Raw genomic sequence first — 26,158 nt, forward strand, 5'->3', positions numbered from 1 at the left:
CAGAGGAGAAACAGTGGTTGATGTGACAGCTGAGGAAGCTGCCGATGCCGTCGGCTGGGAGATCGCCGACGACCAAGTCATGGTCCTTGACCTCAAGCGAGGGCCGGCCAACGCGCTGGGTCCTTCGATCTGTGCGGGGATCGGCGCGGCGCTCGACGAGGCTGAGCGGCACGGCCGCATCAAGGTCGTCGTCGTATCCTCCAGCCTGCCGGGAGTTTTCGCCGCCGGTGCCGACATCAAGCACATGAACGGCATCGACTCGGAGTCGTTCACCGCGTACGGGGACATGCTCCGGGGTGTGCTCGACCGTCTCGCGTCGGACCGGTGGATCACAGTCGCTGCCGTGGATGGGCTTGCTCTCGGAGGTGGGCTTGAGCTCGCGCTTGCCTGCCACATGCGTGTCGCGGGGCGCGAGGCGCGGCTAGGACTGCCCGAGGTGAAGCTCGGCCTGATCCCAGGGGCCGGCGGAACTCAACGCCTGCCTCGCGTGGTGGGACGGGGGCGGGCGCTGGACATCATGCTCACCGCACGCCAGGTCCCGGCGGACGAGGCGCAGACGATGGGGCTGGTGGATCGGCTCGTCGACCCCGGCGCTGCCAAGGACGCAGCGGTCCGGCTAGCCAAGGAGCTCTGCTCCATGTCTATGCCGGCTCTGCGAGCAATCGTTCGCACGGTTGATGCCTCCTTCGACATGGCGATCGATGAGGGCTTCCGGTATGAGGTGTCTCAGGAGCAGGAGCTCTTCGACGATGGAGAGGCTGCGGAAGGCCTCACCGCGTTCATCGAGAAGCGCCGCCCCAACTTCGCGTGATCCGTGCATGGTCGGAGGGCGTCACCCCGAGGGTGACGCCCTCCAGCTCATCCCCCCATCGGGTGAGGTAAAGCTCCACCCAATGGGGGGTTGGACTTTTTGGTCCAACAGTTAGATGCTTCAGGGGTCACGACGAAGTGACGGCCGAATCGGCCTCCACAAACGAAGGTGTCCAACGATGCGCATCCGACTCTCTGCCCTGACTATTTGCTCCGTCGCGGGGCTCGCCCTCGTCGCCTGCGGGACGCCCGACAGCGCCAGCGAGGGCTCCGGGCCCGACAGCGACCAGCCCATCAAGATCGCGATCATCCCCCCGAGCAGCGGAGCCCTCGCTCAGTTCGGCAGTGACGCCGCCGACGCGTGGCAGTTTGCCGCCGACGAGGTCAACGAGGCGGGCGGCATCGACGGCCGCAAGGTCGAGCTCATCAAGATGGACACCGACGCCACGCCCGCCACCACGCTCCGGGCCGTCCGTGAGGCCGTCAACCAGAAGGACGCGAAGTTCATCGGGGGAGTCATGACCTCCACCGAGCACGGAGCCCTCAACGCTCAGCTTGAGGGTCTCGGGGTCCTGTCCTTCAACAGCCTCGGCAAGGACGACGCGTTGACCGGCAAGGACTGCAACGCCAATGCATTCCGTGTCGTCCAGTCCACGAGCATGGACATGCGCGCCGTCGGCGAGAGCGTGTCCAAGCTGCCGGCCGACTCCTGGGACATCCAGGCCGTCGACTACGCCACAGGCCACAACTCGGCGGAGATGTTCAAGAAGTCTGCGGACGAGGCCGGCAACAAGGTCAACGTCGAGCAGTTCGCCCCTCTCAACACCACCGAGTTCGGCACCTACATCTCCAAGTTGCGCAACTCCGACAGCAAGGGTCTCTTCGCGGTCGAGTACGGCGCCGACGGTGTCGCCTTCGTCAACCAGATGAGTCAGTTCAAGCTGGGCGAGAAGTACGACGTGGTTCTCGGCTTCAACATGGTCTCGGAGCCGCTCTTCGAGGCTCTGGGGAGCAAGGTCGACGGCTTCTACAACAACCTCGGCTACGACCAGAAGGCCGACAACGAGCTCAACAAGAAGTTCGTCGAGGACTTCGCCGCGAAGCACGACGGCAAGAAGCCGTACTACGTCATCGCAGACACCTACCTGGCCGCGCAGACCCTCTTCGAGGGCATCAAGAAGGCAGGCACCGACGACCCGGAGAAGGTCAAGGAGGCGCTCAACGACCTCTCATTCGACAGCATCGTCGGTGAGGTCACGATGCGGGGCGCCGACCACCAGCTCATCCGCCCGTCGTACCTGGGGCAGATCGTCAAGGACGATGAGGGCGTCGGCGGCCTGGGCTGGGAGATCATCCACGAAGCGTCCGGCGAGGACGTCGCCGGCGAGCCCGACCCGGCCTGCAAGCTCTGACCTGACCTGACCTGACCTGACCAACGCCAGGCCCGCGGTGGCCGTCCTCCGGGACGGCCGCCTCGGTCAGAGGAGGCAACGGTGGACCTGACTCAACTGCTTAACGGCATCGCCTTCGGCTCGCTGCTGATGATCCTCAGCTCGGGACTCGCGATGATTTTCGGACTACGCGGGGTGACGAACTTTGCCCACGGCGCGCTCTACATGGCAGGCGCCTACATCGCCTTCTCGGTTGCGAAGGCAACGTCCTTCTGGTTCGCCCTCGTCGTCGCGCCGATCGGGCTCGCCATCATCGGAGCGGTGCTCGAGCTGGTCTTCTTCCGGCGTCTGCAGCACCGCAACCACATCGAGGTCGGCCTGATCACCTTCGGGCTGGCCATGATCTTCGAGCGTGCGGTGGTGCTCATCTGGGGGGAGGAGACGCACTCAGTGGCCCCCCCCGCGCTGCTCGAGGGCACCACCAATGTTTTCGGCACGGGCTACCCGACGTACCGACTGGCCGTGATCGCGGTAGCGATCGCCCTCGCACTCGCCCTCGGGTGGTGGCTCAACCGCACGACGTCCGGCCTGCACGTCAGGGCCGCGAGCCATGACGTCGAGACCTCCGGCATCCTAGGTATCAACGTCGACCGAGTCTCGCTGATGGTCGTCTGCCTCGGTGCCGGGCTAGCGGGTCTGGCGGGCACGCTTGCGGCCCCCTACGTGTCCGTGTACCCAGCGATGGGCACCACCATCCTCATCGTCGTCCTCATCGTCGTCGTTGTCGGCGGCCAGGGGTCGATCGGTGGCGCGATGATCGCCGGCATGGGTCTGGGCGTGGTCCAGACCGTCGGCTCGATCTGGGCGCCGAGCCTATCCGTCCTAGTGCCCTACGCGGCGCTCGTCGTCGTCTTGCTGTGGCGGCCTCAGGGCATCGCCGGAAAGCGGGTGTGAGATGACCACCGAACCACAGACCCACGAGCCGCAGACTCAGTTCGCGAGGCCGTCGGCAGCTCAGACCCGTCTTGGCGCGAAGGCCCGTCATCGGCACATGGCTGTCGGCCTTGGGCTAGGGGTCGCCATCCTTGCTGCTGGCCTCGTGGTGCCCTATGTCGTTTCATCTCGCTACTACATGGGGCTGTTGCTCGACGGTGTGATCCTCGCGATCCTGGCCCTGTCGATCGGCTTCCTCGCGCGTCACCTCGGTCTGATCAGTCTCGGACACACGGCCTTCTTCGGTGGCGCTGCATATGCAGTTGGGATCGCGATCACTCGGTGGGAGATGAGCCCGCCCGTCGCGTTCGTGGTGGCTGTAGCCATCGGCACCCTCATCGCGTTGATCATGGGCCTCCTCGTCGTCCGTGCCACGGGCATGGGCTTCCTCATGCTCACGCTCGCCCTCGGCCAGGCGCTGTACCAGTTCTCCACACAGCGGGCTGCCGCGCCATGGACTGGCGCCTACGACGGTCTGCAGATCACCTACGCCTCTGGCGCGTCCTTCCTAGGCCTCGACCGTGCTTCGCTGATGAACGCGGCGCTCTTCTGGCCGGTCGCGTGGTCCGCTCTTATCGCGTGCGCCGTACTGATGTGGCTCATCGGCCGCTCCAGCTTCGGGACGATGCTCGAGGGGATCCGGGAGAACGAGGAGCGCATGCGCTTCTCTGGGTTCGACACCTTCGTCCCGCGGCTCATCGCCTTCGTCGTCAGCGGGTTCGTCGCCTCGATCGGTGGTGCGCTCTTCGCGCTCAACGCCAGCTACGTCAGCCCCGAGCTGCTGAGCTTCGTCAAGGCTGGTGACGCCCTGACAGCGGCGATCGTCGGAGGGCTCGGCATCCTCCTCGGACCGATCCTGGGTGCCATCGTCTACATCTTTGCCCAGGCACGCTTCAACACCTCGGGGAACCTGCACCTCTACACCGGGACCGCCCTGGTCCTCATCCTCATGTTCCTGCCTGGGGGCATCTTCGGCAGCATCGACAAGGTCATCCGGAAGCTGCTGCCTCGTCGTCGCCGCGAGTCGTCGGGCTCGGAGCCCGATCGTACGGCCGACGGCGGACCGAGCGAGACCTCAAGGGAGAAGGGAATGACCGGATGAGCATCTTCGAAGGCAAGGGGGTGTCTGTCCGGTACGGGGCCGTCAAGGCCCTGACGGACGTCGACATCGCCCTCACCCCCGGCCGCGTCCATGGCGTGATCGGTCCCAACGGCGCCGGCAAGTCGACTTTCATCGACGGTCTGTCGGGGCGCGCCAAGCTCACCAGCGGCACCGTGACCTTCCAGGGGGAGGACATCACCAAGCGCAATCCTCGGTGGCGTCGCAGGCAGGGCATCGCCCGGTCGTTCCAGCGGACGAGTGTCTTCAACTCGATGACGGTCCAGCACCAGCTCGAGATGGTCGCCAAGCAGACGGGGGAGAAGGACCTCAGCTCGATCGTCGACACCCTGGGGCTGGGTCCGGTCATGCACCGCGTGTGCTCCGAGATCGCCTACGGCACCCAGCGATCGGTCGACCTCGCGCTGGCCCTCGTGGGGGACCCGAAGGTCATCCTGCTCGACGAGCCGTGTGCCGGCCTGGTCGAGGACGAATCAGTCCGGATGCTCGGGCACGTCAAGGAGATCGCCCGTGAGCGTGAGGTCGCAGCACTGCTCGTGGAGCACGACGTCGACGGAGTCTTCCGCACGTGTGACGAGGTCACCGTGCTCAACCTCGGTGAGGTCCTCGCATCTGGTGACCCGGCAGAGGTTCGTGCCCACCCAGACGTCATCCGGGCCTACCTCGGGAGTGCAGCATGAGTGACTCGACCCCAGTCTTGGCCTTCGAGAATGTCAGCGCGTCGTACGAGGGTGCGCGTGTCCTGCAGGACGTGTCCTTCGAGATTCACGCAGGGGAGACAGTGGGCCTCGTCGGCCGGAACGGCGCGGGCAAGACGACTGCCTTGATGTCGGTCTATGGCGTCCCCAACGTGCAGGGCCGAATCCTCGTCAACGGAAAGGCGCTCGGGCGGGCCAAGTACCTGCCGGCTACTCACGGCGTCTCCCTCGTGCCGCAGGGCAAGCGGATCTTCCCCAACCTCACCGTCGAGGAGAACCTCCTGCTCGGACGGGCGTCCCGGCGTGAGGGCACCTGGACGCTGGGGAGGGTCTACGAGCTGCTCCCGAACTTGGCCAAGGGCAAGGACCGCCACGGCACCGGTCTGAGCGGCGGTGAGCAGCAGATGCTGGCCATCGGGCGCGCGCTCCTCGCCGAACCCACCCTGCTCATGCTTGACGAGCCGACCGAGGGGTTGGCCCCGGTCATCATCGACCAGCTGACCGAGGCGTTCCTCGCTATCAAAGAGACGGGGACTGCGTTGCTCCTCGTCGAGCAGCACATCGGCATGATCCAGAAGGTCGCAGAGCGCTACCTGGCGCTGCAGCAGGGTGAGCTGGTGCTCTCCGGCCCGGTCGAAGAGCTGGCCACCCGTGAGGTGCAGGAGGTCATTGCACTGTGAGGACCGACGACGTCCACCGGACCGGTCCGCTCGTCGGCCTGCGGGTGATCGAGATCGGAGGACTTGGGCCAGGGCCCTTCGCAGCGATGCTGCTGTCGGACCTCGGCGCCGACGTCGTGCGCGTCGATCGCACCACGGGACACGGTCTCGTGGGACCGAACGCGGACAATCGCGCCGAGCTGCTCAACCGTGGTCGCCGCTCGATCGCAGTGGACCTCAAGAATCCCGATGGCGCGGAGGTCGTACTTGACCTCGTTGAGCGCGCCGACGTGATCTTCGAAGGGTTCCGGCCGGGTGTTGCAGAACGCCTCGGCATCGGGCCTGAGGCTTGCATCGAACGCAACCCGGGCATCATCTACGGCCGGATGACCGGCTACGGTCAGGACGGCCCGATGGCACAGGAGGTGGGGCACGACATCAACTACGTCGCGCTCTCGGGCGTGCTCTCACTCATCGGACGGCGGGGAGGAGCCCCGGTCGTCCCCCTGAGCCTCGTCGGGGACTTCGGCGGGGGTGGACTCTTCCTCGTCATGGGCATCCTCGCGGCGCTCTGGGAACGACAACAGTCTGGGAAGGGCCAGGTCGTGGACGTGGCGATGACCGAGGGTGCAGCAGTCCTGGCGACCGCGTTCTACGGCTTCGCCCAGAGCGGGACATGGAACCTTGAACGCGGTACCAACGTCGTCGACACGGGTGCCCCCTTCTACGACGCGTACGAGTGCGCAGACGGGAGGTACATCTCCGTCGGGGCGATGGAGCCGCACTTCTATGCCGACCTCATCGATCTGCTCGCCCTGCCCAGCGACCTGCCCGACCAGAACGACCAGGCGCAGTGGCCTCGGATGAAGGAGATCTTTGCCGACGCAGTCCGGCAGCGAACCCGCGACGAGTGGGTCGACCTCGCGGAGGGCCGTACCCCGTGCCTGAGCCCTGTCCTGGCCCTCGACGAGGTCCCCAGCCATCCGCAGCACGTGGCCCGGGGCGCCTTCGTCACCGTCGACGGGCTTGCCCAGCCCGCGCCGGTCCCGAAGTTCAGTCGGACCGCTGCCACCGTTGACATGCCACCACCACTGCCCGGTGCGCACACCATCCCTTCGCTGCACGACTGGGGCATCGACCCTGGACGTGTGGAGGGCTGGCTCGCCACCGGAGCGATCGCAGACCGCAGCGAAGAGAACCTGACTCAGTCCGAGCCCACCTCGAAGGATGGAGCCACATCATGACCGAGCTCAACCTAGAGACGATCCGCATCGACCGACCGGTCGACGGGGTCGCCGTCGTCACCCTTGACCGGCCCGACAAGCTCAATGCTCAGAACAACACGATGTTCCGCGAGATCGAGGAGATTGCCTGGGCTCTGAACGACGAGGACGACCTGCGCGTCGTCATCCTCACCGGCGCTGGCCGAGCGTTCTGTGCGGGCTTCGATCTCGATGACGCCAAGAACCTCCCTTCGCTCGGCGCGCTCGGGATGCTCAGCCAGCAGGAGCTCGCTGCGCGCGCTCTGCTTGCGTTCAGAAGCATGCGGGTTCCGGTGATCGCCGCTGTGAACGGGCCAGCCGCCGGAGGTGGCTTCTCACTGGCTCTGGCCGCGGACATCCGGATCGCGTCTCCCTCGGCGAAGTTCAACGCAGCGTTTGTGAGGATCGGCCTCACTGCGGGCGACCTGGGTGTCTCGTGGTTGCTGCCGCGTCTCGTGGGTCCGGCCGTGGCCAACGAGATCGCTTTCACCGGCGCCCTTGTCGACGCGGAAGAGGCCGAGCGGATCGGCCTGGTCAACAAGGTCGTCGGCGCTGACGCTCTCATGGACGAGTGCCTGGCGATGGCCGCTCTCATCTGCGCCAACAGCCCTGGCGGAGTCCAGCTGTCCAAGAGGGCGCTCATGGCGAACCAAGAGGTTGCCTCGTACGCCGCAGCCATCGAGCTGGAGAACCGAGGCCAGGCGCTGCTCACCCGCAGCCCGGACATGCCCGAGTCGCTCGCCGCCTTCCTTGAGAAGCGCGCCCCGAAGTTCACAGGAGCCTGATCCAGATGACCGAGTCACTGACGAACTACACGGACCCCGGCCTCGAGACGCTGACGATCGACGTGCTGCCCGGCAAGATCGTGGTGCTGACGATCAACCGGCCTGACCGCATGAACTCCAACACGGTGCGGATGTTCACCGAGTTCGGCCTGGCTGCGAGGGCGCTGCGGGACACCGACGCTCGCGCCCTCATCTTGCGGGGTGCCGGCGACAAGGTGTTTTGTGCTGGCTTCGACCTCGACGAGATCAACGTCATCACGACAATGGGCGTTCGCGAGTTCCTCAAGTTTCAAGAGACCGCCACCGGGGGGATCCAGGCCCTTCGCTTCCTGCCGTTCCCGGTGATCGCCGCCATCCACGGACCGGCTACCGGTGGGGGATTGGCGCTCGCACTCGCGGCGGACATCCGGCTCGGTGATCCACGAACGAAGTTCAGTGCCGCCTTCGTCAAGGTGGGTCTCTCCGCCGGTGAGCTCGGGACCTCCTACAACCTCACCAGGCTTATCGGTCCTGCCCGTGCTGCTGAGATCTGCTACACGGCACGGATGGTCGATGCTGAGGAGTCGCTGAGGATCGGCCTCCTCAACCACGTGCACCCCGCTGAGTCGCTCATGGACGAGGCCGTCGCGCTTGCCGAGCAGATCTGCAGGAACAGTCCGGGCGGTGTCCGGCTCAGCAAGACCGCGATGCAGCGCAACCAGGAGAACGTGTCCTACGCGGCTGCCCTCGAGCTGGAGAACCGTGGCCAGGCGTTGATGACCCGCACCGCGGACATGCCCGAAGCCCTTGCAGCCTTCCTGGAGAAGCGCGACCCCGTCTTCACGGGGGAGTGATCAGACTCCATGTGGGACTGGACCCCTGAGCAGCTCGGCGGCCTGTCGTCATACCTGGAGGAGCGCGGTGTGACCGTCGGCCAGGTCACGTCACGGCCGATCGGCGACGGGCACAGCAACCTCACGTTCTTGGTCACGGATACAGAAGGGAAGCAGGTCGTCGTACGTCGACCTCCGCCCCCTCCCACACCACCAGGTGCGCACGACATGCTCCGTGAGGCGCGGCTCCTCGATGCTCTGCACGACACCGATGTCCCGGTAGCAAGAGTTCTCGCCAAGGTGCCCGAGGGAGAGGTGCTGGACGTCGGGTTTTACGTCATGACCTACGTACCTGGACCGGTCGCCACTACGGAGACGCCGACTGCCCTAGCCGACCCGGCGACTCGTCGTCAGCTCGGCGAAGCACTCGTGGACACCCTGGCTGCTCTCCATCAGGTCGACTGGCGAGCAGCTGGGCTGGGCGACATCGGCAAGCCCGAAGGGTTCAACGCGCGCCACGTGCGGCGGATGGGAGCCCTCATCGTCGACGACGACGGCAACCCCCCGCCAGAGTTTGCCGCCATCGATGCATGGCTCAAGGAGAACGTGCCGGGCGAGTCGGGCGACGCGATCATCCACAACGACTTCCGGCTCGGCAACGTCATCCTCGACGAGAAGCGGCCCGGTCGGGTTCGCGCGGTCCTGGACTGGGAGCTGGCCACTGTCGGCGACCCACTCTGCGATCTTGCGTACTTCCTCACCTCGATCCCCGAGGAGGACGGAGGAAGGACGCCGACCGAGGCGCTCGGACTTGCGATGCTCGAGGACGGCTGGCCCACCCGTGACGACCTTGCGAAGCGCTATGCGGAGCACACAGGTGCCGACCTCAGTGACCTGCAGTGGTACGAGGCGATGGCCCTGTGGAAGTTGGCCGTCCTGTACGAGTACGGTCGGCGGCGCGCCGTCAATGGCGGCGGGGACGACTACTACGCCGACGGCACCCATGTTGAGGAGTTCCTAACAGCTGCCCACAGAGCCGCTGGGCTCTGACGCAGTCGTCTGGTGCAGACGAACGAAGGGTGGTTGCCGTCATCGGCAACCACCCTTCGTGCTTGGCTTGGCGCGGTTATGCGCCCACAACCTACCGACGAGGCTCAGACGCCCCGCTGGGCCTTCGCCGCTTCGCTGGCGGCCTGGCTCTTCGCCCGAGCCTCAGCCCAGTCTTCCGGGGACATCGAGGTCAGGCTGGCGAAGGTGCCCGGACCTGCGAGCATCTGCCCGCCGTCCATGGCAATGGTCTGTCCGGTGAGGTAGTCGCACGCGTCAGACATGAGGAAGATCGTGAGGTTCGCGAGCTCCTCGATCGTGCCCATACGCTGCATCGGAACAGCCTCTGCCTGGGTCGCACCCGAGGAGGACTTGTCGGTCGGGTTGAGCATGTCCCAGGCATAGTCGGTCGGGATCGGACCCGGGGCGACTGCGTTGATGCGGATGCCATGGCGACCCCACTCGGCCGCCAAGGACATCGTCATGGCATGCACTGCCGCCTTGCCCATCGCGGACGGCACGACGAAGGCGGAGCCGGTCCACACCCACGTGGTGAGGGTCGAGAGCACCGACCCCTTGAGGCCCTGCTCGATCCAGCGCTTGCCCGCAGCGTGTGTGGTGTTGAAGGACCCGTCCATGACTGTGGATGAGACAGCTTCGTACGCGCGGGCGCTCAGCGACTCGGTGGGAGCGATGAAGTTCGCAGCAGCGTTGTTGATGACTCCCGTGAGGGGGCCGTACTCGTCCCAGATCTCCTGGATCGCGGCGTCGACGAGGTCGTACTGTCGGACATCGACGGTCTGGAAGTGCACCGCCCCATCGCGCCCGTCGGCGGCCTCGGTCGCGGCCTCCTCGAGGACTGCCGGGCGCCGACCCCAGAGATGGACCTGGGCCCCGTGAGCGGCCAGATGGGCGGCGACGCCGCGCCCAAGCCCGGTTCCACCCCCGGTGATGAGGATGCGCTTGCCTTCGAGCGACTGCTGGGTGAACGGGCTCGTCGTCATTGACGGTCTCCTGTCGATCGTGGGCGTCAGAGGCCCAGGGACTTGGCGATGATGTCTTTCTGGACCTCGTTTGCGCCGCCGTAGATCGTGGGCGCGAGGTTGAACCGGACCTGTTCCTCCATGCCGTACTCGCGGGCGAACCCGTAACCGCCCATGAGCTGCATCGCTTCGAGGACGGCCTTCTTGGCCACCTCGGTGCACTTGAGCTTGGCCATGGCCGCCTCAGCGTTGATCGACTCTTCGAGGCCGTGATCGATCTTGTCGGCGATCTCGTAGACGAAGGCCCTGCAGAAGGCGATTTCGGTCGCGAGCTCTGCGAGACGGTGCTGCACCGCCTGGAACGAACCGATCGAGCGACCGAACTGCTCTCGCTCCTTGACGTAGGCAAGCACGTCGTCGAGTGCTCGCACCGCCGCGCCCGTCGACATGGTGGCGATGATGAGCCGCTCGACGGCAAGTCCTCGGGTCAGGTGACGCCAGGCACCGTCGACCTGCCCGACGATGTTCGCCGCCGGGATACGTGCGTCGGAGTAGAAGACGTCGTTGACCGTCCGCGGCTCCATCGTGACGATCTCGCGCATCTCGATGCCGGGGGTGTCCCTCGGGACCATGAACAGCGTGAGACCCTGGTGCTTCCGCTCACCCGTCGAGGTGCGCGCCAGCACGAGCATGTGTTCCGCAACGTGTGCCGCCGAGCACCACGTCTTCTGGCCGTTGAGGATGTAGTCGTCGCCGTCCTTCGTCGCCTTGAGGCGGACGCTGGCGAGATCCGATCCCGAGCCCGGCTCGCTGAGCGAGATCGCCTCGATCCGGCCTTCGGCCAGGTTGGTGACGATCTTCTTCTTCTGGTCCTCCGTGCCGTACTTGAGGTAGGTCTGGACGGCGGTGAGGCCGGTCGAGTATGCCTTGATCGGCACGAGACCGCGGGCGGTCTCCTCGAGGAAGATGCACTCCTCGACCATCCCAGCCCCGCCGCCGCCGTACTCCTCCGGGAGCGACACGGCAAACCAGCCGAGGTCGGCGAGCTTGCGGAACATCTCCGGGGCATTGGCCAGGGTGCCACCCTCGGTCAGGGCGTCCCGCTGGGACATGGTCTTGCAGTGAGTGTCCGCGAATCGGCGAATCTCGCGACGGAACTCATCCTGCTCAGGCGTGAAGCGCACGACGGCTCAGTTGCCCCGGTAGTTTGAGAAGTCCGGCAGCCGCTTCTCGTTGAACGCGGTGATGCCTTCCTTGGCCTCGTCGGACTCGCCGAACATGTGCAGACCGGTCATGGCCATCTGACCCATGGCGGCAAACTGCTCGGTGTCCATGTTGAAGGACTGCTTGAGCATCTTCAGGGCAGTGGGGGAAAGCTGCACGATCTCCTCGCCCCAGGCCTGGACCTCGGCTCGCAGTTGGTCGGCCGGCACGACTTTGTTGACCAGGCCCCAGTCACAGGCTTGCTCGGCGGTGTACCGGCGGCAAAGGAACCAGATCTCTCGAGCCCGCTTCTCACCAACGACGCGGGCGAGGTAGGCGGTGCCGAAACCGGCGTCGAAGGAACCGACGCGGGGGCCGTTCTGACCGAAGACCGCGGTGTCGGAGGCGATCGACAGGTCGCAGAGAACGTGGAGGACGTGACCGCCGCCGATGGCGAACCCGTTGACAGCCGCGATGACCGGCTTGGGGACGTCGCGAATGACCCGGTGCAACGAGTCAATCTCGAGCATGCCGCTGTCGGAGGGTCCGTAGTCACCGGTCTCCATCCGCTGCTTCTGGTCACCGCCGGTGCAGAACGCCTTCTCGCCGGCGCCGGTGAGCACGATCGCGCCCACGTCGGAGCTGACCCAGGCCATCTTGAAGGCCTTGACAAGTTCATCCACCGTGCGTGCGCGGAATGAGTTGTACCGGTCCGGGCGGTTGATGGTGATCCAGGCGAGGCCGTTCTCGATCTCGTAGGTGATGTCGGTGAAGTCACTCATGGTGGTCCTCTCTCGAAGTTTGGTCCAATCATAAACACATGCTGCTAGCGTTCGTCCAGTGATGCGCCTCCATGACTCCCGGACCCCTCTATGACGGCTGCGGTGCGCGGCAAGGTCTGGCTCGGACTGGGCCTGATCTACCTCACCTGGGGGTCGCTCTACCTCGGTATCCGGCTCGTCGTCGAGGACGCGCCGCCCATGGTGTCGATGGCGCTTCGCTTCGCGGGCGCCGGCGCCGTGATGCTCGCCTTCCTTGCCGCGCGGGACGTCAGGCGCCTCCGAGCCTCTCGTCGTCAGGTGCTCGGGGCATTCGGGCTCGGAGCCCTGCTCCTGGGCGTCGGGAACGGGATGAATGCCTTCGGCCAGGTCCTCGGGGTTCCGTCAGGGGTCACCGCGCTGCTGTGCGCCACTGTTCCGCTCTTCGTCACCGTGCTCCGAGTGATGAGTGGTCGTCGACCTCACGCCCTGAGCCTGCTCGGTGTGGTCGTCGGAATGTGCGGGGTGGCATATCTCATCCTCGGGGACGGGGCGGTGCGCGAAGGAAGCTTGCCGGCCTGGGGGGTTCTGTCTGTCCTCACCGCGGCACTGGGATGGTCGCTGGGGTCCTACTTCCAGCCGAGGGTCTGGAGGCCCGCGGATGTCTTGGCCAGCACGACCTATCAGCTCCTCGGTGCGGCACTCTTCCTCGTCGTCTTGTCGCGGGTGATGAGGGAGCCTCTAGACCTCGATATGGGTGCTACGGCGTGGGGAGCCCTGGTCTACCTGATCATCGTGGGGTCGATCGTCAGCTTCACCGTGTACCAGTGGTTGCTGGGCCACGCGCCGCTCGAGCTCGTCGCGACACACACCTACGTCAACCCCGTCGTCGCTGTGGCGCTCGGGGCGATGGTGCTCGGTGAGACTCTGGGCCCGGCAGTGATCCTGGGCGGCGGCGCGGTCGTGCTGTCGGTCGTGCTGACTGTCGTGGCGGAGACTAGGATCCACGCCCGTGACAGGACGGGCGCCGAGGTGCGTTCCTGAGCGGTCACCGCCTTCGCCGTACCCCCATGGCGCCGCAGACGGGTGCCACCCAGGACGTGGACTGGCTGGCGATCTGCCGATCCACGTTCCGCGCGACGTCGTCGGGCATTGGGGTGACGCGTCGGGTCGTGAGGTCGACGTGCGGCGCCACACTCTCGAGTGTGGCTGCGAGGCATGCCGTGGTCCGATTCAGTACGTAGGCGATGCTGTGGACGATCTTGTCGGAGCGCTCCACGACCGTCATGGTCGCCGACGTCTCGTGGCCCACATGCATCTCGGCGTAGTAGCGCAGATGCTGCTCGGCGGTGAAGAAGCCGAGTCCGCGGTCCTGGCGGTAATCGTCTGAGATGCCCATCTCGTCGTAGACGATGGCGATGGCCCTCGACCCCAGGTCGAAGTAGTGCCGGACGTTGACGTGACCGTTCTCGTCCTCGAAGTGGGTCGGGATCGTCAGCGGCTCGACGTACTGGCGGAGAGAGGCCAGCTGATCGAAGGTGGGGAGAGCGGCGTGGGCATTGCGCGATAGCTCCATCGCACGAATGATAGGACCAAAGTTGGGTTTCAGCCACACATGTCGAGAGGTCCCAGTATGAGCAAGCGGATGGCGGTCGCAGAGGCGCGGACCTTGCCTGCTGCGATGTCGTTGATCGTGCCGGACACGTACGCCGACGCCAACGGCCACATGAACATCGTCCATCACATGCAGGTCCACAATGACGCCGGCTGGCGCTACGTCGAGCGGTTCGGTCTGGGGGAGCGTCATGCCCGTGAGGGCAGCGCGGCCTCCTTCGACGTCCAGCATCACATCAATTACCTCGCCGAGGTCGTGGTCGGGGACAAATTGACGGTTCATGTGAGGCTCCTTCAACGAACGACGAAGGCCCTGCACCTAGTCCAGGTGATCGTCGACGACACCACCGACGTAGTGGCCAACACTCTCGAGATCATCAGTCTGGGAGTCGACCTGGCGACCCGACGCGTTGCGCCCTTCCCGCCCCACGTCACCGAGGCTCTCGATGCCCAGCTGGCACTTGATCAGGCGCTGGACTGGGAGTTCCTAGGCAGTTCTGACATGGGCTTGCGGGCCTGAGGGCCTGCCGAACACCATCGAGGTGCGACGGTCCACAGCCGTTGCCTTCCACACCGGTCTGTCCACAGCCGGCGGGCATCCCTTCGGTCCGGTTGATCAGCGCGCTTCGCTGGGCGGGACGTCGGGGCAAGCCCGGGGGGCGAAGGGAGCCAGTGATGGGTGAGCGGTGGTTGCGTGCGGTCGAGTCGTACGACGAAGGGGGCCGGTCCACCAGCCGGTACGGCGGAACCGCCGGAGGGGAGGACTGCTCGTGCGACGACTGCGTGGCGGCGATCATCTCCGGCACCGTCCCGCCGCACCCTGGCGTGTCCGACCCGGACTGGGGCGACGGGGGCGGGGGCGGGGCGCCCGGTGAGCTGACGGAGGTCGTGCTCATCGACGGCCAGCTCGTGGACGTCCGCAGACGGCCGGTCCAGGGGAGCGGGTACGAGTGCGCCGCCTACGAGCTCGAGGGTCGCGGGTTGCTGCGTGGTCCGACGGTCGTAGAGCGGACGTTACGGGTCCGGGAGGAGCCGCACGAGGCGATGCTCGACTGGCTCGCTCGGGTCGTCGGGGGAGAGGAGTCGCTCGCCGATCTCGACGCGTCGCCGCTGCCGGCGGGGGAGGATCTCGACCTGTCGGCGATCCCCTCGTGGGCGCGTGAGCGTGCCCGCCTGGTCGACGAGCACGTGCAGGGCGCCTTCGCCCATGACCTCGTCGGCCCCGAGCTGCTCACGGCCTGCCGTCGGCTGCTCGTCCGGGCGGCGGGCGTGGGCGCCTTCGAGATGTGGCGCGAGGTCAGGCCCGAGGCGCTGGCGGGGACCGTGCTGCACTGCGCGGTCAAGGCCAACGACCTCAGTGCCGACGGCTACCCCTTCGCCATGAAGATCCTGCTCCAGGGCGTCGGCACGAAGGGGTACCCGACCGACCGGTCGCGCCGGCTCGCCGGGTTGCTCGGCGGTGCGTCGTGGCCGCACGGCCGACACCCACGGGAGGCTCCGGACGTCTATGTCCTCGGCGACAGCGGCCTGCTGGTCAGTCGTTTCCGTCGCGACCTGGTCCGCTACCGCGACCGCGCCGAGCGGCTCGCGGAGCAGCAGCCGTGAGCGGTCGGCGCAGGACCTCGTAGGTGCTCCGGTGGGGAGCCGGAAGTCGCGTCAGGACGCTGAACGACTCGAGCAGGACGTGCGCCCCACGTGGGTGAGGTCTTCGGCGAGGGCGTCCCGGTCAGCCGGGCTGCTCTGTCCGCAGCGCCACGACCACGGACCCGATGGCGAGCACCGTGGCGAGGGCGAAGACCGCGACGAAGGGGTCCCCGTCGCCCCGGTGGTACACCGCGAAGAGGGCCCCGCTGATCGAGAGGGCTACCGCCCCGCCGAGGGAGTCGGCGATCGTCACGGCGGAGGAGTTGAAGCCCCGGTCCGCGTCCGTCGATGCCGCCAGCGTCGCGACCCCGGTGCGCGGGTAGGCGAATCCCATGCCCGCCCCGCCGATGCCGTAGCCGGCGGCCGCGAGCACCGGGTGGATGTCCGCGACGACCGCCACGAGCAGCACGACGGCGCCGACGAGCAGCAGGACGGAGCCGATCGACATCACCGCGGTGTGGCCGAGCGTCGTGCTCAGCCGGGCCTGGGCCTGGCTCGCGAGCGCCCACACGACTCCGACGACCGAGAGCGCCAGCCCGGCCCGCACCGCGCTGAGCTGCCACTGCTCCTGCAGGACGAAGACGATGTACGACTCCGAGCAGAAGAACGAGGCCGACAGCAGCCCGCGGGTGCCGATGACGGAGGGCAGCCCACGACGACCGAGCAGGGTGCCGCCGGGCAGCAACGGGCGCAGCGCGACGACGAGTGCGACGAGCGGGACCACCACGAGCGCGGCCTGGGCACCCTCGAGCGACCCGATGAGGTCGAGGGCGAGTGCGGCGCTCGCCGCGACCACTGCCCACAGGAGCATGCGACTCCGTGACCGTCGCTCGACAGCCGGGTCCGGAGGGCCGGCCAGTGCCTCTCTGGGCCGCAGCATCCGCAGCGCCGGGACGACGAAGATCGTCGCGACGCCGACGAGCACGATGACGGAGAGGAAGACCCAGCGCCACCCGACGGCGTCGGCGACCAGCGCCGCCAGCGCCGGGCCGAAGAGTGCGGGCAGCACCCACGCCGCCGCGAAGCTCGCGAAGACCGAGGGTTGCAGCGCCGACGGGTACACCTCGCCCACGACAACGTAGAGCGCGGCGATCAGCCCGCCGCTGCCGAGGCCCTGGAGCAGCCGCCCGCCGACGAAGACCTCCATCGTCGGCGCGAGCCCGCACACGAGCAGGCCGAGCGAGAAGACGACGATCGCCACCTCGAGCGCGCGGCGCGGTCCGTGCCGGTCGCTCCACTGCCCGGCGGCGACCATGCCGATGACGCCGGAGGCCAGCGGTGCGGAGAAGCTCAGGGCGTAGAGCGAGACCCCGTCGAGCTCGCGGCTGATCGTCGGCATGACCGTCGTGACGGCGAGCGCCTCGAAGGCGGCGATGACGATGAGGGTGAAGGCGCCGATCGTGCTCGCCCGGTACGTGCTGCCGAGGATCCCCTCGGTCGGGGCGGGGGAGACAGGCACGCAGGACAGTGTGCGCCCGTCCGGGCCGTGCCCACCAATCGGCCTACGCTGGCGCCATGCACCGGATCTTCACGACGAGCGTGGCCGACGTCTACCCGCACTACGTGACGAAGGCGGAGCGGAAGGGACGCACGCAGGCCGAGGTCGACGAGGTCATCCGCTGGCTCACCGGGCTCGACCAGGCCGAGCTCGAGCAGCACCTCGCGGACGGGACAACCTTCGCGGACTTCTTCGCCGCGGCCGAGCTCAACCCGGCCGTCTCGCTCATCACCGGGTCGGTGTGCGGGGTCAAGGTCCAGGAGGTCGAGGACCCCCTGATGCGCCAGATCCGCTACCTCGACAAGCTCGTCGACGAGCTCGCCAAGGGCCGGCCGATGGAGAAGATCCTCCGCGCCTGATCCGCAGCGTCCAACCCGTCGCTCCTTCGGCCGCGGGCGGTAGCGTCACGGGCATGCCTCTGCGCTGGTACACCACGGTCATCGACTGCCACGACATCGCCGCCCAGGCGCGGTGGTGGGCCGAGACCCTCGACTGGCAGATCGTCTTCGAGGACGACGACGAGGTCGCCGTCATCCCCCGGGACATGAGCGAGGACGTCGTCGAGGACCTCGGCACGTGGATGAGCTCGCGGACCGGGCTGGTCTTCGTCCCCGTCGCGGAGGGCAAGAGCGTCAAGAACCGCCTGCACATCGACCTCGCCCCCCACCGCACCCAGGACCGGGACGCCGAGATCGCGGCCCTGGAGGCCCGGGGCGCGACGAGGGTCGACGTGGGTCAGTCCGAGGACGTCACGTGGACGGTGCTCGCCGACCCCGAGGGCAACGAGTTCTGCGTCCTCTCCAGCCGCGACCGGTGAGCGTGCGCCCCTCCCTCGACGACCTCCTCGACGGCCTGCGGGTCGTCTCGATCCCCCTTCGGGTCCGGTTCCGAGGCGTCGAGCACCGCGAGGCCGCGCTGATCCACGGGCCGAAGGGGTGGGGCGAGTTCGCGCCCTTCCTCGAGTACGAGCCGGCCGAGGCGAGCCGCTGGCTCGCGGCCGCGATCGAGGCCGCCCACGTCGGCTGGCCGGACCCCCTTCGTGCCGAGATCCCGTGCAACGCGACGGTCCCCGCCGTCACCGCCGCCGAGGTCCCGCAGGTCATCGCCCGCTTCGACGGGTGCCGGGCGGCGAAGGTCAAGGTGGCCGAGCGCGGCCAGTCCCTCGCCGACGACGTCGAGCGGGTCGCCGCCGTCCGTGACGTCATGGGCCAAGGGGGAGCCGTCCGCCTCGACGCGAACGGCGGCTGGTCCGTCGACCAGGCCGTCGACGCCATCACCCGGCTCGCCCCCTTCGGCCTGGAGTACGTCGAGCAGCCCTGCGCGACCGTGGAGGAGCTGCGGGCCGTGCGGACGGCCTTGCAGCGCAACGGGATCGACGTGCCCATCGCTGCCGACGAGTCGATCCGCAAGGCTGAGGACCCCCTCCGCGTCGCCCGCGAGGGAGCCGCCGACCTCGTCGTCGTCAAGGTCGCCCCGCTCGGCGGTGTCGCCCGGGCCCTCGAGGTGGTCGCCGAGTGCGGCCTGCCTGCCGTCGTCTCCTCGGCGCTCGACACCAGCGTGGGCATCCGGGCCGGGGTCGCGCTCGCGGCGGCGTTGCCCGAGCTGCCCCACGCCTGCGGGCTGGGCACCGTCGGGCTGCTCGCCGGCGACGTCACGACCGAGCCGCTCGTCCCCGTGGGCGGGGACGTGCCGGTGCGGCCCGTCGACGTCGACGAGACGCTGCTCGACGAGCACGCGGCCCCCGAGGACCGGCAGGACTGGTGGCGGGACCGGGTCCGCGCCGCGTGGGCGCGGCTCTGAGCTACCGGCTCTGCAGGGCGTCGAGCGCGACGGCGATGCAGGCGCCGACCCGCCAGTCCATGCGCGCACCGTTCGGGGCGGCGGGGAAGGTGACGTCGTAGGTGTCGCGCAGGGCGATGCGCTTCTGGCTGGAGAGGACCGGCGTGCCGTCCGCGGTGGCGAAGTCGAAGTGGAACTGCCAGGGGACCGGGATCTCGCCGATGATCGGCACGAGGTCCCACAGCCGGCGCAGGACCGCGACGGTCCGGTTGCGCTCCTGGCCGCTCGCCTCGAGGCCCTGGTGCATGACCCCGGTGTGCCAGGTGGAGCTGAGCAGCGACTTCTTGAAGTCCTTCTTGAACCACCCGATCGCTTGTCCGTCGGCGTCGAAGACGTCGTAGACCGCGCCGAGGTCGAGCTTGCGGCGGGCCTTGAAGGAGAAGATCGGCTGGGTCTTCGCCTCGTCGGCGTAGAAGGTCACCTGCTCCTTGAAGGCCATCCGCTTCTGCTGGGCGAAGGCCACGAGGGGTCCGTCGTCGCCGAGCGTGAAGGCGTAGCGGTTGATCATGAGGGTGATCCGCTGGCGCATGACGAGCTGCTCGACGGGGTGAACGGTCATGAGCGCCATCGTGCCTCCTCCACAGCGGGCGAAGGGGGACCGCCGCGCTCCACAGCCGGGTCGCCACGGGCGCGGGGCCGGGGCGCGACGGGTGGGATACGGGCATGGAGATCGACCCACGCGTCCTCGGGCTCGAGGTGGCGACCGGCGAGGTCGCCGCGCGGGCACGGGCCGTCGCGGCCGATGTGCTCGCGACCGCCTCGGCCGTGCGGGCGTGCGGCGAGCTCGCCTGGGAGGCAGCGGCAGCCGCCCGGTACGAGGAGGAGGTCGGCGAGCGGGTGGCGGCGCTCCTCCGGCTCGGGGCGGAGGTCGAACGCCTGGCCGACGAGCTGGACGCCCTCGGCCGGACCGCGGACGACCGCCTCCAGCTCCTCCTGGCGCGCGACCCGGTCGTCGGGATGCTGCCGTGAGCGACATCGAGGTCCGTGGGGGAGCGGGCGGCATCGCCGTCGCGCTCGACGACCTCGCGCTCGCCGCGAGCCGCCTGCGCTCGCTCGCCGGTGACGTGCTCGACCTGGCGGCCACGCTGACCGCCCTGGGCGTCCACCCCGCGCTCGCGCCCACCGCGGTCCTCGCGCCGGGGGAGACCCTCGCCGTCGAGGGGGAGATCTTGCGGCTGGCCGGGCCGTCGGGCCTGCTCGGTGAGGCGGCCTCCCTCCGGACGCTCGCCGAGACCGTCGATCTCGCCACCGACCTCTACCGGGCGGGGGAGGCGGGCGCCCGGCACCTCGTCGAGCGGGTGGACCGGGCGACGGGTCTCGCCCTGGGTCTCGCGGTGCCCACCGTCGTCCTCCCCGCGCTCACCACGGTTGTGCTCGGCGCTGCGGTGCTGCGCTCACCCCCGCTCTCGCCGTCCGGGACCGCCGGCTTCCTCGGGCACGTCATCGGTCTCGCCCGCGCGGCACCGCGGCACGTCGGCGGCACGGTCGACGAGGCGCTCTTCGAGCACCCGTGGTTGCTCGAGCGGGCGGCTGCGGGGGCCGAGGGGGCCGTCGTCGGTCTCGGGCTCGGCCTCCCGCCCGGCGGCATCTACCTCGCGTGGGCGTCCCGGCAGGGCGGGGTGGCCTACCCGCCGACGACCCAGGAGGGCGCGGTCGCCGTGATCAACGCCGCCGGTGGCGGGCACTTCTTCGACGAGTCGGCCTTCGACGTCGTGACGACCCCACGCCCCGTCGACACCACCGGCTGGCGGCGGCCCGGGTCGCTCGCCGACCTCGTCGGCGAGGACGCGGCGGTGTCAGGCCAGGGCGCCGTCCGGGTGAGCGGCGTGCCGCTCACCGACGGCAGGTACGTCTGGGTCGTCGACATCCCTGGGACCCAGACCTTCACCCCCGTGCCCGGCAGCAACCCCTTCGACCAGACGAGCAACCAGCTCCTCGAGGCGGGGGAGCGCACCCTGACGATGACCGCGGTCACCCGTGCCCTCAGCGACGCCAAGCGTCGTGCGGGCCGAGGTGTGAGCGGCCGCGACGACCCGGTGATGACGCTGGGTCACAGCCAGGGCGGCATCACCGCCGCCGCGCTGAGCGCAGACTCGCTCTTCCGGGCCAGGCACCCCGGCATCTCGCACGTCACGACGACGGGCGCCCCGATCGGCGGCATCGCCGTCCCGCGAGGGGTGCGCGTCCTCTCGGTCGAGCACCGGCAGGACCTCGTCCCCGCGCTCGACGGCCGACGCAACCCCGCCCACGGCGACTGGGTGACGGTGAGCAGAGCGCTCCCGGAGCCGGCGGGCGCCGAGGGCCGCGCCAGCGGGGCGCACGCGAGCGAGCTCTACGTCGGCACGGCCGAGACGATCGACCGCTCCGCCGCCGACGACCCGTCGTTGCGCGCCTGGCGCGAGGGCGCCGGGCCCTTCCTCGGTGGCGCGGGGGGCGAGGTCGACCCGAGCCGACCGGTCGTCGTGGTCGACTACGACGTGCGCCGGGTGCCTCGAGGCGGGTAGGCGCTCGAGCGCCGCGGGATGGCACCATCACCTCGTGCCCAGCGAGCAGCCGCCCTCCGTCGTCGCCGCCCGAGCCCTCCTCGAGGAGCTCGTCCGGCTCGGGCTGCGCCACGTCGTGCTCGCGCCCGGCTCCCGGTCCGCGCCGCTCGCCTACGCAGCCGAGGCGCTGGACCGCGCCGGCCGGCTCACCCTGCACGTGCGGATCGACGAGCGGTCGGCCGCCTTCCTCGCCGTCGGGCTGGCCAAGACGACCCGGGTGCCCGCCGCCGTCGTCACGACGAGCGGCACCGCCGTCGCGAACCTCCACCCGGCCGTCCTCGAGGCCGACCACGGGCAGGTCCCGCTGATCCTCCTCACGGCCGACCGGCCACCCGAGCTGCGCGGGGTCGGGGCCAACCAGGCCACGGAGCAGGTCGGGATCTTCGCCCCCGGTCGGTGCCGGCTCGTCGTCGACCTCGAGACCCCGGCGACGGACCGCCTCGAGCAGCAGGTCCGGGCCGTGCGGACCACCGCTGCCCGCGCCACCGCGGCGGCCACCGGTGCGCTCGGCGGCGCCCCTGGCCCGGTCCACCTCAACCTCCCGTACCGAGACCCCCTCGCCCCGGTCCTCGACGGCTCGGACCCTGCGGTGACGGAGGACGAAGGGGGATCCGCCCGCCTCGTCGCGCTGCCGGCACCGGCCTCCGTCGTCCCGGCACCCGTCACCCCGGCCGCCGGGTCGCCGGGGCACACCGCGATCCCGGATGACGAGGGCACCCTCGTCGTCCTCGGTGACCTGCCGACGGCCGAGCACCGGCGTGCCGCCTTCGCCTGGGCTGCCCACCACGCGCTGCCCGTCCTCGCGGAGCCCGGCGCCCCACCGGCGCCGGAGCACGCCCACGTCGTCGTGCCCTACGGCACTCTCGCGCTGCGCGCGGAGACCTGGCTGGAGGCCCATCGACCCCGGCGGGTCGTCGTCGTCGGGCGGCCGACCCTCGGCCGGGCCGTCCCCGCTCTCGTCCGGCAGACGGACGAGGTCCACCTCGTGACCGACCGCGCCGACTGGGCCGACCCGACCCATGCCGCGGCGACGGTCCACCCCTTCGCCGCCCTCGCGGTCACCGAGGGGTCGCGCGCGACGCCGACCTCCTGGCTCGACGCCTGGCAGCAGCTCGGCCGGCGCCTCGAGCAGACGGTCACCGACCACCTCCGCGCCGGCAGCCGCAGCGTCGGCGGGGTCGATGTCGTCCGCGCCGTGGACGTCGCGCTCCCCGAGGGCGCCCGGGTCCTCCTCGGCAGCAGCAGCGTCGCCCGCGACCACCACCTGGGCCTGGCTCGCCCACGGGCCGACGTCGACGTCGTGACGAGCCGCGGTCTGGCCGGCATCGACGGATGCGTCTCCACCGCGGCCGGCCTCGCCCTCGCCGACCCCGGGACCCCGACGTACGCGCTCGTCGGGGACCTCACCTTCCTCCACGACTCCGGCGCCCTCGTTCTCGGCCCCGACGAGCCCCGCCCCGACCTCACCGTCGTCGTGCTCGACGACCGGGGCGGCAGCATCTTCGCCACCCTCGAGTACGGCGAGGCGGGACGCGAGGCGCCCTTCGGCCGGGTCTTCGCCACCCCGACGACCACCGACCTCGTCGCGCTCGCGCGCGCCCACGGGTGGCAGGCCGAGCGTGCGGAGGACCTCGAGGACCTCCGCCAGACCGTCGCTGCAGCCCCGTCCGGACCTCGGGTCGTCGTCGTCCCCCTCGACCTCGCCCAGCGCCGCGGCCAGCAGCTCGCACTCACCGATGCCGTGAGCGGTCTGTAGCGAGCGGTGCTCTCCTCGGCACTGGGGTCGATGAACGGCTTCGTCTTCGCCCGGTGGCGCTTCCCCGGGGCGCAGACCGTCTTCACCCTCTTCCTCTTCGGCATGTTCATCCCGTACCAGGCGATGATGATCGACGTCGAGCAGGCGCTCCCGTGGTTCCAGGGGATCTGGAAGCTCATCGCGGTCCACACGATCTTCGGCATCCCGATCTGCACGCTGATCTTCCGCAACTACTACGCGACGGCGGTGCCCAAGGAGATCCTCGAGGCGGCGACGATCGACGGCGCGGGTATGTGGCGGATCTTCCGCTCGGTCGTCCTGCCGGTCTCGGCGCCGGCCTTCGTCGTCACGCTCATCTGGCAGTTCACGAGCGCGTGGAACGACTTCCTCTTCGCGCTCTTCCTCACCAACCGCAACAACGGGCCGGTGACCTACGCGCTCAACGAGCTCGCGGGCGGGCAGAACCCGGACTACGCGCAGATCATGGCGGGCGTGCTGCTCGCGTCGCTGCCGACGCTGCTCGTCTACATCCTGCTCGGCCGCTACTTCATCAGCGGCCTGATGTCCGGCTCGGTGAAGTAGGCCGGTTGGAGGGTCAGGTGCGCGGGGCGAGGGCCTCGCGCATCGGGAGGAACTTCGCGTCGCTCTCGGCGACCTCGCTCGCGGCGTCGGAGCCAGCGACGATGCCGCAGCCGGCGTAGAGGCGCAGCGTCGTCGGCGAGGTGAGCATGCCGCAGCGCAGGGCGATGCACCACTCGCCGTCGCCGCCGACGCCCATCCACCCGACGGGCCCGGCGTAGCGACCGCGGTCCATCTGCTCGAGCTCGGCGATGAGGTCGTCGGCGAGCGGCGTCGGGGTGCCGCAGACGGCGGCGGAGGGGTGGAGCGAGGCGGCGAGGGCCAGCGAGGTCGAGGTGTCGTTGACGACCCCGGCGACGTCGGTCGCGAGGTGCATGACGTTGTTGAGGTGGAGCACGAAGGGGGCCTCCGGAACGTTCATCGACGAGGTGTGCTCGGCGAGGGCGTCGGCGACGGAGCGCACGGCGTACTCGTGCTCCTCGAGGTCCTTGCTGCTGCGGGCCAGCGAGCCGGCCAGCGCCAGGTCGTGCCCGTCGTCGCCGGTGCGGCGGATCGTGCCGGCGAGGACGCGGGAGGTCACGAGGCCCCGCTCGAGCCGGACGAGCATCTCGGGGGTGGCGCCGACGAGACCGGCGACGGCGAAGACCCAGGTGGTGTCGTAGTCCTCGGCGAGCCGGCGCAGCACCCACCGGGGGTCGACGGGGGTGTCGGACTCGGCGTCGAGGCTGCGGGCGAGGACGACCTTGTCGAGGTCGCCGGCGGAGATCCGGTCGACGGCCTCCTCGACGATGCCGGCCCAGGACGTCGGTGAGAGCTCGCCGTCGCTGAAGCGGATCGATCCGGGCGCCTCGGGGGAGGGGGTCGGCTCGAGCGTCGGCAGGGCGAAGGGGGGGCCGCCGGCCCGCCGGGTCGTCGTCACCCAGGCGTCGTCCCCCCGTCGTCCGACGACGACCTCCGGGACGACGAGACGCGACGGGGTGGCCGAGCGGCGGGAGTAGGCCATCGAGCCGAAGCAGACCGGGCCGGTGCCGGGCACCCCGACCTCGTCGTCGATCTCGGCGTCGGCGGTCGTGCCGAGCCACCACTGCTGGGCCTGCTCGAAGCGGTCGGCGCCGGTCGTCGCGAAGGAGGCGACCTCGCCCCACCCGACGAGCCCCTCGCCGCGGCGGACCCACGAGACGATCCGCCCGGGGTCGCCGGCCGGCAGCAGGGCGAGGAGGTCGGCGACCTCGGCGGCGGGGACGCGCACGGTGCGGGAGACGAGGTGGGCCGTCCCCGGCGCGGGGTCGCCGGTGCCGTCGAGCTGCTCGGGGCCAGGGTCGAGGGTGGTCATCGCCGGGACAGCCTACGCCGGGGGGACGCGGCGCCCGGGCTCCCCTGCCCGTCCCGGCGACGGGTGCGAGGATGAGCACATGATCCGTGCCTCCCTCGAGAAGGACCCCAAGGACGTCGCGTCGATGTTCGACGACGTCGCCAAGCGCTACGACGTGACCAACGACGTGCTCTCCCTCGGCCAGGACCGGCTGTGGCGCAAGGCCGTCGTCGAGGCCGTCGGGGCGCGGGTCGGGGAGCGGGTCCTCGACATCGCGGCCGGCACGGCGACCTCCAGCGAGCCCTTCGTCCAGGCGGGCGTCGACGTCGTCCCGGCCGACTTCTCCCTCGGGATGCTCCGCGAGGGCCGCCGACGCAACCCCGCGCTCGCCCTGACGGCCGCGGACGCCATGCGGCTCCCCTTCGCCGACGATACCTTCGACGCCGTGACGATGAGCTTCGGCCTGCGCAACGTCGCCGACCGGCACGTCGCGCTCGAGGAGTTCCTCCGGGTCACCAGGCCGGGCGGCCGGCTCGTCATCTGCGAGTTCAGCGACCCCGTCGTCCCCGGTTTCGGGCAGATCTACAAGAACTACCTCATGGCGGCGCTGCCGCGGATCGCCCGGCGGATCTCCTCCAACCCCGACTCCTACGTCTACCTCGCCGAGTCGATCCAGGCCTGGCCCGCGCAGCGCGAGCTCGCGACGGACATCGCCGTCGCCGGCTGGCGGGACGTCGCGTGGAGCAACCTCAGCGCCGGCATCGTCGCGCTGCACCGAGCGACGAAGCCCGCTGCTTAGGTAAGCCTCACTCAACGCCCGTCAGGGCGTTTGAGTAGGCTGCCGAGGTTCGT

27 protein-coding genes and 1 pseudogene are annotated in these 26,158 nt (G+C 69.3%); 21 read left to right on the top strand and 7 right to left on the bottom strand.

Features of this window, described 5'->3' with window-relative positions; genetic code table 11:
* The first annotated feature begins 13 nt into the window (after positions 1–13).
* The 10 genes from JNO54_RS04660 to JNO54_RS04705 all read left to right on the top strand — a co-directional run bounded on the left by JNO54_RS04660 (position 14) and on the right by JNO54_RS04705 (position 9,580).
* Complete coding sequence (locus tag JNO54_RS04660) at positions 14–811, top strand: enoyl-CoA hydratase/isomerase family protein (protein WP_307818064.1); 798 nt, start codon at positions 14–16, stop codon at positions 809–811.
* 178 nt (positions 812–989) lie between these two features.
* A complete protein-coding gene (locus tag JNO54_RS04665) occupies positions 990–2,222 on the top strand; it encodes an ABC transporter substrate-binding protein (RefSeq protein ID WP_204142848.1) in 1,233 nt (410 codons plus the stop codon).
* Positions 2,223–2,303: 81 nt separating this feature from the next.
* Complete coding sequence (locus tag JNO54_RS04670) at positions 2,304–3,155, top strand: branched-chain amino acid ABC transporter permease (RefSeq protein WP_204142849.1); 852 nt, start codon at positions 2,304–2,306, stop codon at positions 3,153–3,155.
* A gap of 97 nt (positions 3,156–3,252) precedes the next feature.
* Positions 3,253–4,296 carry a branched-chain amino acid ABC transporter permease gene (locus JNO54_RS04675; protein ID WP_204142850.1) on the top strand — a complete coding sequence of 348 codons (1,044 nt, stop codon included), beginning with the start codon at positions 3,253–3,255 and terminating at the stop codon, positions 4,294–4,296.
* Positions 4,293–4,994, top strand: coding sequence for an ABC transporter ATP-binding protein (locus JNO54_RS04680; protein WP_204144552.1), 702 nt, complete (start codon positions 4,293–4,295; stop codon positions 4,992–4,994). The genes JNO54_RS04675 and JNO54_RS04680 overlap by 4 nt, the downstream gene beginning before the upstream one ends.
* The gene (locus JNO54_RS04685) at positions 4,991–5,692 is read left to right on the top strand and encodes an ABC transporter ATP-binding protein (protein WP_204142851.1); all 702 of its coding nucleotides are present in this window, start codon (positions 4,991–4,993) and stop codon (positions 5,690–5,692) included. Before JNO54_RS04680 ends, JNO54_RS04685 begins: the two co-directional genes overlap by 4 nt.
* Positions 5,689–6,915 carry a CaiB/BaiF CoA transferase family protein gene (locus JNO54_RS04690; protein ID WP_204142852.1) on the top strand — a complete coding sequence of 409 codons (1,227 nt, stop codon included), beginning with the start codon at positions 5,689–5,691 and terminating at the stop codon, positions 6,913–6,915. The genes JNO54_RS04685 and JNO54_RS04690 overlap by 4 nt, the downstream gene beginning before the upstream one ends.
* On the top strand, positions 6,912–7,718 hold the full coding sequence (locus JNO54_RS04695) for an enoyl-CoA hydratase/isomerase family protein (RefSeq protein WP_204142853.1): 807 nt from the start codon (positions 6,912–6,914) through the stop codon (positions 7,716–7,718). Before JNO54_RS04690 ends, JNO54_RS04695 begins: the two co-directional genes overlap by 4 nt.
* A gap of 5 nt (positions 7,719–7,723) precedes the next feature.
* The gene (locus tag JNO54_RS04700) at positions 7,724–8,551 is read left to right on the top strand and encodes an enoyl-CoA hydratase/isomerase family protein (protein ID WP_204142854.1); all 828 of its coding nucleotides are present in this window, start codon (positions 7,724–7,726) and stop codon (positions 8,549–8,551) included.
* Between the two features lie 69 nt (positions 8,552–8,620).
* Entirely contained in the window at positions 8,621–9,580 is a 960-nt protein-coding gene (locus JNO54_RS04705; protein WP_204142855.1) for a phosphotransferase family protein, read from the top strand.
* A 104-nt stretch (positions 9,581–9,684) separates the two neighbouring features.
* Here the strand turns inward: JNO54_RS04705 and JNO54_RS04710 are convergent, their stop codons facing one another.
* The 3 genes from JNO54_RS04710 to JNO54_RS04720 are packed head-to-tail and all read right to left on the bottom strand — an operon-like array spanning position 9,685 to position 12,545.
* The gene (locus tag JNO54_RS04710; RefSeq protein WP_204142856.1) at positions 9,685–10,581 is read right to left on the bottom strand and encodes an SDR family oxidoreductase; all 897 of its coding nucleotides are present in this window, start codon (positions 10,579–10,581) and stop codon (positions 9,685–9,687) included.
* Positions 10,582–10,607: 26 nt separating this feature from the next.
* The gene (locus JNO54_RS14925) at positions 10,608–11,744 is read right to left on the bottom strand and encodes an acyl-CoA dehydrogenase family protein (RefSeq protein ID WP_204142857.1); all 1,137 of its coding nucleotides are present in this window, start codon (positions 11,742–11,744) and stop codon (positions 10,608–10,610) included.
* 6 nt (positions 11,745–11,750) lie between these two features.
* Entirely contained in the window at positions 11,751–12,545 is a 795-nt protein-coding gene (locus JNO54_RS04720; protein ID WP_204142858.1) for an enoyl-CoA hydratase-related protein, read from the bottom strand.
* 102 nt (positions 12,546–12,647) lie between these two features.
* Between JNO54_RS04720 and JNO54_RS04725 the strand changes: the two genes are divergently transcribed.
* Positions 12,648–13,565, top strand: a complete 918-nt coding sequence (locus JNO54_RS04725; protein WP_204142859.1) for an EamA family transporter — start codon at positions 12,648–12,650, stop codon at positions 13,563–13,565.
* 4 nt (positions 13,566–13,569) lie between these two features.
* Here the strand turns inward: JNO54_RS04725 and JNO54_RS04730 are convergent, their stop codons facing one another.
* Entirely contained in the window at positions 13,570–14,097 is a 528-nt protein-coding gene (locus tag JNO54_RS04730; protein ID WP_204142860.1) for a thioesterase family protein, read from the bottom strand.
* A gap of 57 nt (positions 14,098–14,154) precedes the next feature.
* On the opposite strand from JNO54_RS04730, the gene JNO54_RS04735 reads away from it, so the two are divergent.
* Together JNO54_RS04735 and JNO54_RS04740 are read left to right on the top strand one after the other, a co-directional pair.
* Positions 14,155–14,655, top strand: a complete 501-nt coding sequence (locus JNO54_RS04735) for a thioesterase family protein (protein ID WP_204142861.1) — start codon at positions 14,155–14,157, stop codon at positions 14,653–14,655.
* A gap of 155 nt (positions 14,656–14,810) precedes the next feature.
* Positions 14,811–15,740, top strand: coding sequence for a hypothetical protein (locus JNO54_RS04740; protein WP_204142862.1), 930 nt, complete (start codon positions 14,811–14,813; stop codon positions 15,738–15,740).
* A gap of 121 nt (positions 15,741–15,861) precedes the next feature.
* Here the strand turns inward: JNO54_RS04740 and JNO54_RS04745 are convergent, their stop codons facing one another.
* Entirely contained in the window at positions 15,862–17,238 is a 1,377-nt protein-coding gene (locus tag JNO54_RS04745) for an MFS transporter (RefSeq protein WP_307818065.1), read from the bottom strand.
* 56 nt (positions 17,239–17,294) lie between these two features.
* Between JNO54_RS04745 and JNO54_RS04750 the strand changes: the two genes are divergently transcribed.
* Genes JNO54_RS04750 through JNO54_RS04760 form a run of 3 tightly spaced genes read left to right on the top strand, consistent with a single transcriptional unit; the run spans position 17,295 to position 19,077 of the window.
* Positions 17,295–17,636: a DUF2200 domain-containing protein gene (locus tag JNO54_RS04750; RefSeq protein WP_204142863.1), complete on the top strand. Its 342-nt coding sequence runs from the start codon at positions 17,295–17,297 to the stop codon at positions 17,634–17,636.
* A 53-nt stretch (positions 17,637–17,689) separates the two neighbouring features.
* Entirely contained in the window at positions 17,690–18,094 is a 405-nt protein-coding gene (locus JNO54_RS04755) for a VOC family protein (RefSeq protein WP_204142864.1), read from the top strand.
* Positions 18,091–19,077, top strand: a complete 987-nt coding sequence (locus JNO54_RS04760; protein WP_204142865.1) for an o-succinylbenzoate synthase — start codon at positions 18,091–18,093, stop codon at positions 19,075–19,077. The genes JNO54_RS04755 and JNO54_RS04760 overlap by 4 nt, the downstream gene beginning before the upstream one ends.
* A 1-nt stretch (position 19,078) precedes the next feature.
* On the opposite strand, the gene JNO54_RS04765 is transcribed toward JNO54_RS04760, so the two are convergent.
* Positions 19,079–19,675 (bottom strand): LURP-one-related family protein, encoded by a 597-nt coding sequence (locus JNO54_RS04765; RefSeq protein WP_233703180.1) that lies wholly within the window; start codon positions 19,673–19,675, stop codon positions 19,079–19,081.
* 104 nt (positions 19,676–19,779) lie between these two features.
* Here JNO54_RS04765 and JNO54_RS04770 point away from each other — a divergent pair, with 104 nt between their 5' ends.
* From JNO54_RS04770 to JNO54_RS04785, 4 genes and pseudogenes are all read left to right on the top strand, one after another.
* Complete coding sequence (locus JNO54_RS04770; protein ID WP_204142867.1) at positions 19,780–20,085, top strand: hypothetical protein; 306 nt, start codon at positions 19,780–19,782, stop codon at positions 20,083–20,085.
* Positions 20,082–21,620, top strand: coding sequence for a hypothetical protein (locus JNO54_RS04775; protein WP_204142868.1), 1,539 nt, complete (start codon positions 20,082–20,084; stop codon positions 21,618–21,620). The genes JNO54_RS04770 and JNO54_RS04775 overlap by 4 nt, the downstream gene beginning before the upstream one ends.
* A gap of 34 nt (positions 21,621–21,654) precedes the next feature.
* Positions 21,655–23,415: a 2-succinyl-5-enolpyruvyl-6-hydroxy-3-cyclohexene-1-carboxylic-acid synthase gene (gene menD, locus JNO54_RS04780; protein ID WP_204142869.1), complete on the top strand. Its 1,761-nt coding sequence runs from the start codon at positions 21,655–21,657 to the stop codon at positions 23,413–23,415.
* Positions 23,416–23,418: 3 nt separating this feature from the next.
* Positions 23,419–23,997: pseudogene (locus JNO54_RS04785) on the top strand (carbohydrate ABC transporter permease); the annotation flags it as partial.
* A 13-nt stretch (positions 23,998–24,010) separates the two neighbouring features.
* On the opposite strand, the gene JNO54_RS04790 reads toward JNO54_RS04785, so the two are convergent.
* Positions 24,011–25,327 carry an isochorismate synthase gene (locus JNO54_RS04790; protein ID WP_204142870.1) on the bottom strand — a complete coding sequence of 439 codons (1,317 nt, stop codon included), beginning with the start codon at positions 25,325–25,327 and terminating at the stop codon, positions 24,011–24,013.
* Positions 25,328–25,406: 79 nt separating this feature from the next.
* Here JNO54_RS04790 and JNO54_RS04795 point away from each other — a divergent pair, with 79 nt between their 5' ends.
* A complete protein-coding gene (locus JNO54_RS04795; protein WP_204142871.1) occupies positions 25,407–26,105 on the top strand; it encodes a demethylmenaquinone methyltransferase in 699 nt (232 codons plus the stop codon).
* Positions 26,106–26,158: the final 53 nt, after the last annotated feature.

Source organism: Janibacter endophyticus, from assembly GCF_016888335.1.
Lineage (GTDB): Bacteria > Actinomycetota > Actinomycetes > Actinomycetales > Dermatophilaceae > Marihabitans > Marihabitans endophyticum.